Origin of the sequence: Mesorhizobium sp. M7D.F.Ca.US.005.01.1.1, assembly GCF_003952545.1 — a bacterium.
Taxonomy (GTDB): domain Bacteria; phylum Pseudomonadota; class Alphaproteobacteria; order Rhizobiales; family Rhizobiaceae; genus Mesorhizobium; species Mesorhizobium loti.
Genome location: NZ_CP034453.1, coordinates 2951711 through 2965979, shown reverse-complemented (window position 1 = coordinate 2965979; position 14269 = coordinate 2951711). Strand labels below are relative to the sequence as shown.

At 63.7% G+C, this 14269-nt stretch carries 12 protein-coding genes and 1 riboswitch; of the genes, 5 read left to right on the top strand and 7 right to left on the bottom strand.

Annotation, left to right across the window (positions count from 1 at the left end; genetic code table 11):
- Nucleotides 1-55 precede the first annotated feature (55 nt).
- From EJ076_RS14150 to EJ076_RS14140, 3 genes are all read right to left on the bottom strand, one after another.
- Complete coding sequence (locus EJ076_RS14150) at nt 56-1108, bottom strand: substrate-binding domain-containing protein (RefSeq protein WP_126068291.1); 1053 nt, start codon at nt 1106-1108, stop codon at nt 56-58.
- A 50-nt stretch (nt 1109-1158) separates the two neighbouring features.
- On the bottom strand, nt 1159-2154 hold the full coding sequence (locus EJ076_RS14145; protein WP_023808756.1) for an ABC transporter permease: 996 nt from the start codon (nt 2152-2154) through the stop codon (nt 1159-1161).
- An 82-nt stretch (nt 2155-2236) separates the two neighbouring features.
- Nucleotides 2237-3748, bottom strand: a complete 1512-nt coding sequence (locus EJ076_RS14140) for a sugar ABC transporter ATP-binding protein (protein ID WP_126068290.1) — start codon at nt 3746-3748, stop codon at nt 2237-2239.
- A gap of 135 nt (nt 3749-3883) precedes the next feature.
- Here EJ076_RS14140 and mtnK point away from each other — a divergent pair, with 135 nt between their 5' ends.
- Together mtnK and mtnA are read left to right on the top strand one after the other, a co-directional pair.
- The gene (mtnK, locus tag EJ076_RS14135) at nt 3884-5158 is read left to right on the top strand and encodes an S-methyl-5-thioribose kinase (protein WP_126068289.1); all 1275 of its coding nucleotides are present in this window, start codon (nt 3884-3886) and stop codon (nt 5156-5158) included.
- Entirely contained in the window at nt 5155-6249 is a 1095-nt protein-coding gene (gene mtnA / locus EJ076_RS14130; RefSeq protein ID WP_126068288.1) for an S-methyl-5-thioribose-1-phosphate isomerase, read from the top strand. Before mtnK ends, mtnA begins: the two co-directional genes overlap by 4 nt.
- 10 nt (nt 6250-6259) lie before the next feature.
- Here the strand turns inward: mtnA and EJ076_RS14125 are convergent, their stop codons facing one another.
- Nucleotides 6260-6799, bottom strand: a complete 540-nt coding sequence (locus tag EJ076_RS14125) for an Lrp/AsnC family transcriptional regulator (RefSeq protein ID WP_126068287.1) — start codon at nt 6797-6799, stop codon at nt 6260-6262.
- Between the two features lie 49 nt (nt 6800-6848).
- Between EJ076_RS14125 and EJ076_RS14120 the strand changes: the two genes are divergently transcribed.
- Nucleotides 6849-8018: an MFS transporter gene (locus EJ076_RS14120; protein ID WP_126068286.1), complete on the top strand. Its 1170-nt coding sequence runs from the start codon at nt 6849-6851 to the stop codon at nt 8016-8018.
- A gap of 67 nt (nt 8019-8085) precedes the next feature.
- Nucleotides 8086-8230, top strand: a riboswitch (FMN riboswitch).
- A 77-nt stretch (nt 8231-8307) separates the two neighbouring features.
- The gene (locus EJ076_RS14115) at nt 8308-8781 is read left to right on the top strand and encodes a 6,7-dimethyl-8-ribityllumazine synthase (RefSeq protein ID WP_126068285.1); all 474 of its coding nucleotides are present in this window, start codon (nt 8308-8310) and stop codon (nt 8779-8781) included.
- Nucleotides 8782-8875: 94 nt separating this feature from the next.
- Here the strand turns inward: EJ076_RS14115 and EJ076_RS14110 are convergent, their stop codons facing one another.
- Nucleotides 8876-9367 carry a hypothetical protein gene (locus EJ076_RS14110; protein WP_126068284.1) on the bottom strand — a complete coding sequence of 164 codons (492 nt, stop codon included), beginning with the start codon at nt 9365-9367 and terminating at the stop codon, nt 8876-8878.
- 307 nt (nt 9368-9674) lie between these two features.
- Between EJ076_RS14110 and fba the strand changes: the two genes are divergently transcribed.
- On the top strand, nt 9675-10739 hold the full coding sequence (gene fba, locus EJ076_RS14105) for a class II fructose-bisphosphate aldolase (protein WP_013532928.1): 1065 nt from the start codon (nt 9675-9677) through the stop codon (nt 10737-10739).
- Between the two features lie 57 nt (nt 10740-10796).
- On the opposite strand, the gene EJ076_RS14100 is transcribed toward fba, so the two are convergent.
- Nucleotides 10797-12023: a VWA domain-containing protein gene (locus EJ076_RS14100; protein WP_126068283.1), complete on the bottom strand. Its 1227-nt coding sequence runs from the start codon at nt 12021-12023 to the stop codon at nt 10797-10799.
- Nucleotides 12016-14265 (bottom strand): DUF5682 family protein, encoded by a 2250-nt coding sequence (locus tag EJ076_RS14095; protein ID WP_126068282.1) that lies wholly within the window; start codon nt 14263-14265, stop codon nt 12016-12018. The genes EJ076_RS14100 and EJ076_RS14095 overlap by 8 nt, the downstream gene beginning before the upstream one ends.
- Nucleotides 14266-14269: the final 4 nt, after the last annotated feature.

Genomic DNA, 14269 nt, shown 5'->3' with positions numbered 1-14269 from the left:
TCGGCAAAAAGGCCGCCTGCAGCAAGCGGCTGCAGGCGGCCTTCGATAGCGAAACCTACTTGGCGTTCGGGTTCGGCATCCAGGCCGGCATCGCCACATCGGCATGGGCGAACTGCGGCAGCTTGGCCGACAGGTCCTCCATGTTCTTGATGTCCTTGTCGATGAGGTCCTTCTGGGTGATCAGCGTCGGCGGCACGACGACGTTGTGGCCGGGATCTTCACCGGCCAGCAGCTGCGCCAGTGCACGCACCGAGACCTGGCCGACGACGGCCGGATTGGTGGCGGCGGTCGCTGCCCAGGCACTGTCGGGCTCGCGCATCGCTGATATATCGGACGTCGAGATGTCGGCCGAATAGATCTTGATGCCCTTGTTCAAGCCCGCCTCGTCGACAGCGATCTTCACACCCTTGGCGAATTCGTCATAGGGGGCGAACATCACCTTGATGTCGGGATGCGCCGACAGCACCGAGCGCGCCTGGTTGGCGACGGAGTTGGCGATCGGATTGTCGAGCGTGCCGAACATCGCGACTTCCTTGATGCCGGCGTACTTCTTCTTCACGTCGACCCAGGTCTCGTTGCGGCGGTCGAGCGGCGCGATGCCGGCGACATAGACGTAGCCCGCATTCCAGCTCTCGCCATTGTCCTTAACCGCCTGCTCGAGCGCCAGGCGCGCAAGGTCGCGGTCGGACTGTTCGACCTGCGGGATCTTGGGGTTTTCGACATTGACGTCGAAGGCCACCACCTTGATGCCGGCGTCGACCGCGCGCTGCGCGGCGTCCTTCATCGATTCCGTCAGGCCGTGCTGGATGATGATGCCTTGCACGCCGAGCGCGATGGCCTGGTCGACCATGTCAGACTGAAGGGCGGCATCCTGGCGGCTGTCGAGCACGCGCAGGTCGATGCCAAGCGCCTTCGACTGTGCCTCGACGCCCGAGAGATAGGCCTGGAAGAAGTCACCGGTCGAGAGATAACGCACCAGCGCGATCTTGACGCCAGGCTTGTCGAAAGGCGCCGGCTTGTCCGCGGCAAGAGCCGGGAACTGCATCAGCATGGTTGCGCCGGCCAGTCCGAGCGCCACCTTCCCTAGAAGTCTTCTTGTAATGCTCACCTTGTTTTCCTCCACTCTTGTTGAACCCAAAATCCTGTTCCGGTCGAAAGCTACCTCCTGCCCCTGCCCGAAAGCGCAAAGGTGAAGACAAGGGCGACGACCAGAACCACGCCCTTGACGAAATCCTGCGTGTAGTAAGGCGCGTTCATCATCGTCAGGCCTTGCAGCAAGATGCCGACGAACAGCGCGCCGATGGCGGTGCCGAAGGCGTTCGGCTTGGCAGCACCTAGCACCGCGTAGCCGATCAGCGCCGCGGCAACTGCATCGAGCAGCAGATTATTACCCGAGGCGATGTCGCCGCGTCCAAGCCGGGCAGCGAGCAAAATGCCGCCGATCGAGGCAAAAACTCCTGAAATAACATAGGCCCAGATCTTGTATGCCTTGACAGGCGCGCCGGCGAGTTCGGCGGCGCGCTCATTGCTGCCGACCGCGTACATCATGCGGCCGAAGCGGGTGTATTCGAGGAAGAACCAAATCAGCACGGCGAGCACGAGCAGCACGACGACCGACACCGGAATGAGGTTCGGGATGAAGAAGTCGAAGCGGTGGCGACCGAGCGCCAGGAAGGCATCGCTGAACTTGCCATTGGCGACCGAACCGTCCGGCATGGTCATGCCGGTGGCGATCGAACGGCCTTCGGTCGGAATGCGCTGCAGGCCGACGAGCAGAAACATCATGCCGAGCGTCGCCAGCAGATCGGGCACGCGCATATAGACAATCAGCCAGCCGTTGATCAGACCGACAATGGCGCCGATCAGCAGGCAAACGACCACCGCGACAAGGGCGTTCTGCTCCAGCACCACCATGACATAGGCCGCCGCCATCATGGCCGATGTGGCGACCGAGCCGATCGACAGATCGAAGCCGCCGACGACAAGCGTGGCGGTGACGCCGAGCGCCAGCACGCCGGTGATGGCGACCGACTGGAAGATGAAAACGGCACTTTGCGGCGAAACGAAACCGTCGGCGGCGATCGAGAAATAAGCGACGAGCCCGAACAAGAGCACAATGAACCCGTAGCGGATGGCGTGGTCGCGCAGCGTCATTCAGTGCCCCCTCGCACCGCTGCCGTCTTTACCCAACTCGAACCCATGCTCTCTCCATTCCAATTCCTGTTGTCCGCGCGCTTCAGGCCGCGCTGTGCAACGGTCCGCCGGCGACCTCGGCCAGCAGACGATCGAGATCGACTTCGGCGTTGCGGTGCTCGCCGACGATGGTCTGCTCCGACATGACCAGGATGCGGTCGGCGGTCTCCAGCGCCTCGTCGAGCTCGGTGACGAACAACAGCGTCGCGCGGCCGTTTGCACTCGCCCTGAGCTTGGCGGCGATGTCGCGCCGGGCGGAAATATCGACGCCCTGAAACGGCTCATCCAGAATGAACAGTCTTGCATCCTGAACCATCCAGCGGGCGACCATCACCTTCTGTTGGTTGCCGCCGGACAGCTCCGACATCTCGTCCTTCTCGGAACGACAGACGATGCCCAGTTCCTCGATCTGCCGGCGGGCCGTGGTGCGTTCGAGACGGCGCCTCAGGATGCCGAAGCGCGACATGCGCTTGTGAAACGGCAGGCTAATATTTTCCTGGATATTGAAGCCGCCAACGATGCCATTCTCGCCGCGGTCCTTGGCGACGAGAAACACGCCGGCGGCGATCGCCTCGCCGGTTGTTTCAGGCGCATAAGGCTTGCCGTTCATCGTCATGGTGCCGGCGAGCGGCTTGCGCACGCCGAACAGGGTCTCGGCAAGCGCCGTCTTGCCGACGCCGACGAGGCCGGTGATGGCAACGACCTCGCCGTCACCGAGCGTCAGCGAGATCGGCCGGGCGCCTGGTGCTATACGCAGGCCGTCTATCTTGAGGACGGCATGGGCCGAATCCCTGACAACGATCTGATCGAGATGGATCTTGCGGCCGAGCATGGCGTTGACCGCGCCCTCATAGTCGAGCGGTTTCTTGTCGAAAATGCCCGAGATGATCCCGTCACGCATCGAGACGATGCGATCGGCCAACCGCCTGATGTCCGACATGCGGTGCGAGATGTAGAGGATCGCCACGCCTTGCTCGCGCAGCCTGTCGATCAGCGCAAACAGCCGATCAGCCTCGGTGCTGGAGAGCGATGAGGTCGGCTCGTCGAGGATCAGCACTTTCGGCTGGTGCGCCAGCGCGCGGGCAATCGCCACCATCTGGCGATCGGCCAGCGAAAGATCGCTCACCCGCGCCTTCAAATCGATGGCCAGCCCCATGCGGTCGGCAACCGCCTTGGCCTCCCGGCGTACGCGTATTGGATTGAACAAGGTCGGCGCGCCGCTGCCGCTCAGCCGGTCCAGCGTCAGGTTGGTGGCGACGTCGAGATCGGCCACGACACCATCATTGATGTTCTGGTGCACGGTGACGACGCCGGCGCGGATCGCTTCAGCCGGGGTTTTCGGTGCGAAATCCTGGTCGGCGAGCGCCATCGTGCCGCCGCCGCGCTCATAGACGCCAGAGATGATCTTGACGAGGGTGGATTTGCCGGCGCCGTTGGCGCCCATCAGCACGGTCACTTCACCGGCATGCAGTTCCAGCGAGACGCCGCCAAGCACCTCGTTATGGCCAAAGGCTTTCCTCAGTCCCTCTACGCGGAACACGGCATTGCCAACCATGCGTTCCTCCCTGACATGACGCTATGGGCTGCATCGGCAATTGTCAACACGATTGACAATTGCCAGATCGCTTCCTAGCTTGGCCCGGCCGCCATGCCTCCGTTATGTTCGGAGCGCATATGCGGGAGGATGACGATGACTGAAAAATTGCCGTTCGAAGCCCTGTCGGTAGAGACCCTGGCTGCCCGCCTTGGCGGCAACGAGGCGCTATGCGCGAAGATCGGCAAGGACACGACACACTGGAAGGTCCGCGAGGTCGGTGACGGCAATCTCAACCTGGTGTTCATCGTGGAGGGTGCCAGCGGTGCGGCGGTGGTCAAGCAGGCCCTGCCCTATGTCCGCTTGGTCGGCGACAGCTGGCCGCTGCCCTTGAAGCGGTCCTTCTTCGAATATCACGCGCTGACAAGGCAAGAAGCGCGCGCGCCGGGCTCGGTGCCGGCGATCCTTTATTTCGATGAAGGCCAGGCGCTGATCATCATGGAATATCTTGCGCCGCCGCACATCATCCTGCGGCGGGCGCTGATCGAAGGCCGGCAATTGCCGAACATTGCCCGGGATATCGGCCTGTTCATGGCCCGCACGCTGTTTCGCGGCTCCGACCTGCACATGGCTGCCAAGGACCGCAAGGCCGACCTGGCGCTGTTCGCCGACAATGTCGAGCTTTGCGACATCACCGAAAGCCTGGTGTTCTCCGATCCCTATTTCGATGCCAAGATGAACCGGCATACCTCACCGCAGCTCGACGGCCTCGTCGCCGAACTGCGTGCCGACCGCGACCTCAAGGTCGAGGCGCAGCGGCTGAAGCACATCTTCGCCGCCAATGCCGAAACGCTGCTGCATGGCGATTTGCATTCCGGCTCGATCATGGTCACCGACACGGAAACCCGGATGATCGATCCGGAGTTCGCTTTCTACGGCCCGATGGCCTTCGATGTCGGCATGCTGCTTGCCAATTTCTGGATGTCGTTCTTCGCGCAGCGTGGCCACGAACAGGAGGGAAAGCGCGACGCCATGCGCGCCTATCTGCTTGAGGTGACGGTCGAGACCTGGTCGGTGTTCCGCGCCGAGTTCTCGCTGATGTGGCGTACCGAGCGCACCGGCATGCTCTATCAGAAGAGCCTGTTTGAGGATCAGGGCGACAGGCTCGGCGCCGAGCAGGCGCTCGACCATGTGCTGCACCAGATCTGGACCGACCTGCTCGGCTTTGCCGGCATCGAGGTCCACCGGCGTATCCTCGGCCTCGCCCACAATGCCGATTTCGAGACCATTGCCGACGAGGATTTGCGCGCCAGTTGTGAGGCAAAGGCGCTGAAATTCGGCCGCCATCTCGCCGTCAACCGGCGCCAGATCCACAGCATCGACGAGGTCAACCAACTGGCCGCGCTGATCCAACAGGAGAGCAGCATTTGAACGTCGGCGACCGCCACTATCGCACCATCTGGCTGAGCGACGACGGGCGTTCGGTGGAGATCATCGACCAGCGCTGGCTGCCGCATGGTTTCCGCATCGAGAATATCGGCAGCGTTGCCGGCATCGCCACCGCCATCCGTGACATGTGGGTGCGCGGCGCGCCGCTGATCGGCGTCACCGCTGCCTATGGCGTCGCCATGCAGATGGCGGACGACCCTTCGGACTCGGCGCTCGATGCAGTCTGGGAAACGCTGCACGAAACGCGCCCGACCGCGATCAATCTGCGCTGGGCGCTGGACGAAATGCGGCGCTTCCTGCGCCCCCTGCCAACGGAACAACGCGCTGAAGCCGCCTATCGGCGCGCCGGCGAAATCGCCGACGAGGATGTCGAGCTCAACCGCGCCATCGGCGAGAACGGTCTTGCCATCATCAAGGCGATCGCGGCGCGCAAGCAGAAGGGCGAGCCGGTCAATATCCTGACCCATTGCAATGCCGGCTGGCTGGCCACAGTCGACTACGGCACCGCCACCGCGCCGATCTATCTGGCGACGGAGGCCGGCATTCCAGTCCATGTCTATGTCGATGAAACACGGCCGCGCAACCAGGGCGCCCAACTGACCGCATGGGAGATGGCCGGGCACGGCGTGCCGCACACGCTGATCGTCGACAATGCCGGCGGCCACCTGATGCAGCGCGGCGAGATCGATATGGTCATCGTCGGCACCGACCGCACCACCGCCGACGGCGACGTCTGCAACAAGATCGGCACCTATCTCAAGGCGCTCGCCGCCGCCGACAATGACGTGCCGTTCTATGTCGCATTGCCCTCGCCGACCATCGACTGGACGGTGCATGACGGCCTGGCCGAGATCCCGATCGAGCAGCGCTCGGCCGACGAGGTCTCGCTGGTCTGGGGCAAGACCGCCAGCGGCGAGATTGCCCAGGTGCGCATTTCGCCCGAGACGACGCCCGCGGCCAACCCGGCCTTCGACGTGACGCCGGCGCGGCTGGTGACCGGCCTGATCACCGAGCGCGGCGTTGCCAAGGCGTCGCGCGAAGGCCTGAAGGCGATGTTTCCCGAGCGAGCGTAGTTCCGCGCTTCTAGTACAGAGGTTCGGCCATGTGCTTCGGCGTCGGCCATGTCTCGGTAATGCCCGGCTGCACCGGCCGCTCCAGATAGGTCGATAAAACCACATAGCTGCGCGTCGACGTGACGCCCGGCGTCTCGTACAGGCGCGCCAAAAGGCCCTCGAGTGCCCTGGTGTCTTCCGTGCGGACCTTCAGCAGCATGCAGGTATCCCCGGCGACGGTATGGATCTCCTCGACTTCGGGATACTGCGAGACCGCCATCAGTTCGGGCGTCTTTCCCCAGCCCCTGGTGTCGATATGGACAAAGGCAAGCAAAGGCTTTTTCACCGCCCGGGGATCGATGATGGCGACTGTGTTGCGGATGGCGCCGCCGCGCCGGAGCCGTTTGACCCGCTCATGCGCTGCCGGTGGCGACAAGCCCACGCGATCGCCGAGTTCGGCGTAGCTGATCGTGGCGTCATCGACCAGGACGCCTAATATTCTTCGGTCAATCGCGTCGAGGTCGCGGGCCGCAGGCCTGTTCTGCAGAATGCCATCTGTTTCTTCATCCATGGCGAAATTCCTGGTTTTCCGCTGAATAGAATACGGCCATTATGCCGATATGTCGAACATTGATCAAGTTGCGCCATTGACTGCCCGAGCACCGATTCCGGCGCTTGCCTATCTGTTGACGGGCTGCATCGCGGTCATCGGCTCGAACTCGCTTGTGCTGGGTCCGATTGCACCGGCTGTCGCTTCGTCGTTCGGTACCAGCGTGCCGGCCGTGATGATTGCGGCGGCCGCGTTCGGCCTCGGCACCTCCGCAAGCGCCCTATTCCTGGCTCGCTACATCGACCGGCTCGGTGCACGCCGGATGCTGCAGGGCGCGCTATTGCTGCTGGCACTGGCGCTGGTCGCGAGTGCCGCGGCACCCACGGTGATCATGCTGGTCGCAGCGCAGCTGCTCGCCGGCATTGCCGCTGGCGTCGCCATGCCGGCGATCTATGCCAGCGCCGCGGCCATCGCTCCGCCGGGCAGGGAGAGCGGCACGATCGGCGTCGTGCTGACCGGCTGGACGCTCAGCATGGTGGCCGGCGTATCGCTGTCGGCCGTGCTTGCCGATCGCGTACACTGGCGCGCGGTCTTTGCCGCGGTCGCGGTGCTTGCGGCCCTTGCATGGGTGGGGCTTACAGTGACGTCGCTCAGCGACATCAGGAAGGCCGGGCCGGCGTCTGCCCCGCTGGAAGCGCTCGGCATTCCCGGCATCGTGCCGCTTCTAATCGCTTGCGCCGCCTTCATGACCGCCTTCTACGGTGTCTATGGCTATCTCGGCGACCATCTTCATGTCGGACTGGGAGAGCCGGTCAGCGCCAATGGGCTGGCGGCGCTTGCCTATGGCGTGGGTTTCGGCATGGCAGCACTTCTCGACGGTGTCATCGACCGGATCGGCGCGCGCCGCGTCATGCCGTTCGCTTATCTTCTTGTCGCCGCCGTCTATGTCGCGATTGCAGCGGCGAGCAACAGCTTCAGCCTGATCCTGGCCATGGTGGCGATCTGGGGACTGGCCAATCATTTCGGATTGAACGTCCTGGTGACGCGCCTGTCGGGGCTCGATCCGTCGCGGCGCGGCACGATCATGGGCCTGAACAGCGCTGTGACCTACCTCGCGGTCTTCGTCGGCACCACCAGCTTCGGACCGCTTTATTCCAACTTCGGCTTTGCTGTCTGCGCGATGGTTGCAGCACTGCTCATGCTGGTTGCCGCATCGGCGGCGGCGTGGCGCACGCGGTAGTCGAACGTGCTTGGCCCAACCTTCTCACGGTTGACAGCGGCGCCCTGCCCTTCCATACAAAGCCCGTTAATGTTCTCAGGGCGGGGTGAAAGTCCCCACCGGCGGTAAAGGCTTCGGCCTGAGCCCGCGAGCGCTTTCCGGTTTCGGAAAGGTCAGCAGATCCGGTGTGATTCCGGGGCCGACGGTTAGAGTCCGGATGGAAGAGAACGAAACGGAAGCCGGCCCGCTTTTCGCGGGCCTAATCCGTATCGTGCGTCCTGATTCTGGTTCGAAACGGAAGGATGGACCCATGAATCAGCATTCCCATAAAGACTATGAAACGACCCGCGTCGCCGTTATCAGGGCGCGCTGGCACGCCGACATCGTCGACCAATGCGTGCAGGCCTTCGAGGCGGAACTGGCCGACATCGGAGGCGACCGCTTCACCGTCGATGTCTTCGACGTGCCGGGCGCTTATGAAATCCCCCTGCATGCCAAGACCCTGGCCGGGACCGGCCGCTATGCCGCGATCCTCGGCACCGCCTTTCTCGTCAATGGCGGCATCTACCGGCACGAATTCGTCGCCAGCGCGGTGATCGACGGCATGATGAACGTGCAGCTGTCGACCGGCGTGCCGGTGCTGTCGGCGGTGCTCACCCCGCACAACTACCACGACAGCGCCGAGCATCACCGCTTCTTCTTCGAGCACTTCACCGTCAAGGGCAAGGAAGCGGCCAATGCCTGCGTGCAGATCCTGGCGGCGCGGGAGTTGATCGCGGCGTGACGTAACGCGCAGATCGCACGCCGCGCTCCCTAAATCGGCCTGCTGCCTCCCTTCGGGCAGCAGGCTCTTACTGGCTTGAAAAGGTCCAGCGGAACTACAGGCTGTTGAGCCGGGCTATATCCGCGGGAGTGGCTCGACGCTCGACAATGGTGCGGCCTGACGCATCTTTTGTCTCAAACCTACCGTTCTCTATCTCCTCCTTGGTCCCGTCAGGATGAGTGACCTCGATCTTGTTGCCTTCCACTTCGACTTTGTCGCCAGTCGCAGCGTTCACATGCTCGTGTCCGTGGTGACCGCTGTCGTTTGCGCCGTGATCGTCACCTGGGCCATCATCGCCACCACCCCCGGGCCCAGAATTGCCACTGTCATGGTCACCGCCGTCATCGCCACCCCCGGAACCGGAATTGCCACCGGAACCCGAGCCGCCGGAACCACCACCGCCATCCCCACTCTTAGCGTAAGCCGCCGCGGGTCCGATCTTGGACGCGGCGTCCAGACTGAGATGATAAGGCGCTACGGTCAGGGCCAACGCTGTCGAGGCGCGCAGTGCGAACCAGATGAACCGGCTTGAGGTCGATTTATGCATGGCTGGATTCTCCGTTGCTAACCTGGAGGCAACGCAGCCAAATGTTCGAATATTCCTGAGCTTGCGCAGGAAAGGCTGTTGAGACAACGCGCAGGACCTATGCGTGCGATATCTCAGACCAAAGTCCGACCTGCTCGCGCACTGGATGACCAAACAGGCAGGATTTCAGCGCTGCAACAAGAATTGCGATCGACAGGGCCTGTGAAGGTTGCGATTGGCTCGAAATCCGGCCAGAAGCATCCAGGGCCGACCGGCGACCGGCCGGCCCGCGACGTTGCGCTTGAAACCAGATACGGGAGACTATTGGGTGGCTCGCATAACACTGAGACAATTGCTCGACCACGCCGCCGAATACGGCTACGGCGTACCCGCTTTCAACATGAACAACATGGAACAGGGCCTCGCCATCATGGAGGCCGCCGAGGAGACCAAGTCGCCGGTCATCCTGCAGGCAAGCCGCGGCGCGCGCGCCTATGCCAATGACGTCGTGCTGGCCAAGCTGATCGACGCGCTGGTCGAAATCCATCCCGACATTCCGGTCTGCATGCATCTCGACCATGGCAACAACGAAGCCACCTGCGTGACCGCCATCCAGTACGGCTTCACCTCGGTCATGATGGACGGGTCGCTGAAGGAAGACGGCAAGACACCGGCCGACTACGCCTACAATTCCGGCATCACCAAGCGCGTCGTCGACATGGCGCATTGGGGCGGCGTGTCGGTCGAAGGCGAGATCGGCGTGCTCGGCTCGCTGGAGAGCGGCGGCGGCGAGCAGGAAGACGGCCACGGCGTCGAAGGCGCGATCAGCCACGACCAGTTGCTGACCGATCCCGAACAGGCCGTGGAATTCGTCAAGGATACCCATGTCGATGCGCTGGCGGTTGCCATGGGCACCAGCCATGGCGCCTACAAATTCTCGCGCAAGCCCGACGGCGCGGTGCTGGCCATGAACGTCATCGAGGAGATCCACCGTCGCCTGCCCAACATGCATCTGGTCATGCACGGCTCGTCCTCGGTGCCGGAGGATCTGCAGGAGATCATCAACAAATATGGCGGCCAGATGAAGCCGACCTGGGGCGTGCCGGTCGAGGAAATCCAGCGCGGCATCAAGCACGGCGTGCGCAAGATCAACATCGACACCGACAACCGCATGGCGCTGACCGGCGCGATCCGCAAGGTGCTGACCGAGAACCCGAGCGAGTTCGACCCGCGCAAATATTTGACGCCTGCCATGGCCGCCATGCGCAAGCTCTGCAAGGAGCGCTTCGAGCAGTTCGGCACCGCCGGCAACGCGCAGAAGATCAAGCCGCTGCCCGTCGCCGAGATGGCCAAGCGGTATAAGTCGGGCAGTCTCGACCCGAAGTTTGGCTGAGCTCGATTGTCTCTCCCAGAACTGCCAGGAGCACCCGGCAGTTCTGGGCTGGCCGTCTCATTCCGGAGTCTCGGCCTCGGCACGAACGAGCTTGATGTCGGCTCCGGCCGCCCATGCGCCGATATCCTCGCGTCGCAATGCCGCCGCCATCATGTCTGGAAACAGATCCGGCGTGCAGGCAAAGACCGGAATGCCGAGCGCGGCCACCGAGCCCGCCATCTTCGGATCATAACCGGGCCTGCCTTGGTCGGTCAGCGCAAGAAGCACCACGACATTGACGCCGGAGCGAACCAGTGCTGCAAGCCGCCGCAGCAGTTCCTGACCGTTGCCGCCCTCATAAAGGTCGGTGATGAGCACCATATGCGACTTGGTCGGCCGCTCGATGCGGTCCGCGCAATAGGCGACGGCCTGGTTGATGTCGGTGCCGCCGCCAAGCTGCACGCCGAACAAGACTTCAACAGGATCGCTGAGCTCCTCGGTCAGATCGACGATCGCCGTGTCGAAGCAGACAAGCTTGGTCCGCACGACCGGCAGAGAGGCCATCACCGCGGCGAATATCGAGGCGTAGATCACCGAGCTTGCCATCGAGCCCGACTGGTCGACGCACAGCACGACCTCATCCAGGTCGACCAGCCTTCGCTGTTTGCGCATGAAGCCGACCAGCTTCTCCGGCACGATGGTTTTGTGCTCGGGCTGGTAATGACGAAGGTTGGCCGAGATCGTACGCGGCCAGTCGATGTCGCGCTGGCGTGGGCGGTTGGTGCGTTGCGATCGGTCGACCGCGCCGCGTATCGCTTCGGCTGTCTTCTGCTCCAACCGCTGCATCAACTTGGCGACGATATCGGCGATGATCGTACGGGCGATATCCTTGGTCTTGGTCGGCATGACCGAGCGCAGCGAAATCAGGTCGGCGACGAGATTGACGTCCGCCTCGATCGCCTTGAGGAATTCCGGCTCCATCAGCATCTGCTTCAGGTTGAGCCGCTCGAAAGCATCCTTCTGGACGATCTGGACGACCTGCGCGGGAAAGAACGACCTGATATCGCCCATCCACTGCGCCACCCGTGGGGCCGAGCGGCCGAGCCCGCCGCGCCGCTTGCGCGGATCGGCAGCGGCATCGCCTGCGCCATCCCCATAGAGCGCATCGAGAGCCGCCGAGAGCCTCTTGTCGTTGTCGGAAAGCGCTGTCGAGGCCTCGTCGTCGGCACCGATCGCCAGCCGCCAGCGGCGTTCCCGTCCGTCGCCGGCCGGCTCGGTTTCGCTGGTCTTGGCTTCGTCATCCATTGCCGGTCTCGCTCATCAGCAGGGGTCCAAGCCGTTCCAGGTGCCGGCGCCAGGCTTCGCCGCCATCCGGAGCCGGCGTCAGTCCGGCCGGCAAGCGTGCGGCGCGGCCGAGCACCGCTTCGATCAGCCGCCGCCGCTCCATCGAGTCCAGATGTGAAAAGACCCGACGAAGCAACGGCAGATGCGCAATGAAGGCGTCTTCGTCGAGGGATGCGAGCCAGGCATCCACCGCACCGCGCAGGCCTTCATCATAAATGAGCCGTTGGCCGGCAGTGCTGAAGAAACCCTCGAAGAACCCTGCAGCCTCGGCGACCGGCGTTCCCGGAGACAGACGTCTCGCGATCAGAGCCGCCGCGGCGTCGGCGGACACATGGCCAGCTTCGTAAAGCAGATGCGCGGCACAGCCCGCCACGAGCGCCGTCGATCGCGATCCATCGAGCACGGCGGCCAGTCCATTGCGCCAGGCGTCCAGCACGTCCTGTCCGGGCTCGACCAGACTGATCGCTTCGTCGGCCTTGCGCATGGCGCCGACCAGCGTCGTGGATGCTTGGGTATCGAGGTCGCGGGCGGCATAGGCAAGTGCGATCCCACCTTCGATGATCAGCCGCTCCAGAAGGCCGGACAAGCGGGCGGTTTCCGTCTTGCGAGCCTCGCCATAGCGGATGATGTCGGCGAGTGGCGGCACCGATGCCAGGATTTCCAGGCATTCACTGCTGCGCGCCGCGCGTTCCTCAAGTGTCGCCAGACCCGCGGTCGACGCTTCCGACAGGTTTGCCGTGATGGCGCCCTGAACCAGCGCCGCCAGCGCGTCGAGAGATGTCGCCGCGCCAATCATCTGGATCAGACGGCCGTTGGCGGCCTTTTCGATGGTCGGCCCATAGACCAGATTCTCGACCAGGCGCACGGCATATTCCGGCTCCCAGGCGAGTGCCCAGCGCTCGCGAAACGTGCCGCGGCTGCGGCCGCTGTCGGCCAGTTTGCCCCAATGCACGCCAAGCACATTCAGCCGGTGCAGCAAGGTCGAACGAAACAGCCCGCTTTCGCTGCGCAAATCGACCGACAGTTCGCGCTCCAGCGCCTCGGGCTTCAGCCGCGCCGCCTTCTGGTTGCGTTGCAGATCCTCGATTAGCGGCGCCAGCGGGGTGTCCGGCGGAATTTCGCCGACATCCGCGCCCAGCAACAATTCGGCTTCGACCAGAGCCCACAGCAGCGCTTCGCCGTTGAACAGGGCCGCGATCGAGGCGTCGCGCAATTCCTCAAAGCCGGGCTTTGGCCGCTCGCGGATCACAGCCAGCGTCCGGGCCAGCCGTTCGGCTTCGATCAGCGAGGCGGTCGAGACCATGTGCCCCTTGGCCCGCAGCACTGCCGCGATGCGCGCAAGCCACAGGACCGAGGCGTCACCTTGTCCACGCGTCTGCCACAAATGCTTGCACCAGCCGGGTGCGACGACGCCGGCGCCATAGCCGAAGCCGAGCGCAAGGCGCGGTCCGGTCCATGGCGCCCAGGTCATCATACTCTTGCGCCGGGCAAGCCCCTTGAGCAGGGCCTGGTCCTCTTTTTGTGGCCGCGTCGCTTGCAGTGCCGGCACATGGAAGGCTCCGCAAACGACAGCGATCGGACCGTCGAATTCCTTGCGCGCGGCGGTGATTTCAAGCCGCATATGCGCTTCGCGCTTTGCTTCGAATTCAGCAGGCGGACCTTCGCCGTCCCGCAGCGTCGTCATCGCGTCGGCTATGGCGGCGAAGATGGGGCCGGGCTCAGGGTTCTGCTCGATGATATCGGCCCACCAGCTTTCGCCATCTTCATAGCCGGCAGCTTGTGCCAACGTCCCGATCGGGTCACGCAGATGCGGCGCCGCCTCATTGTCCGATTCGGCTCCCGCATCCTTCGCATCCGCATCCTCCGTGCCGTTGATCGGTGTGGCCCGGGCTGATGACGGCAGGTCGATGAACCGCACTGTCGCGTTGTTGGCGACGGCCCAGAGCGTCGCCTGATACTCCGGCGAGAACTCAGCGAAGGGCCAGAAACCGGTCGAAGCCGGATCATCTTCGGGATAGCAGAGCAGCGCTACCGGTGGCCGCATTTCGGCGCGGGCAAGCAGCGGCAGCAGCGCCGAGGCGTCGGCCGGCCCTTCGATCAGCACGGCGACCGGTTTCAAATCCTGCAACGCCTGCACCAGGCTGTCGGCGGAGCCGGGCCCGTGATGGCGTATGCCAAAATAGGAAACGTCGCTGAGCGCCATGGCG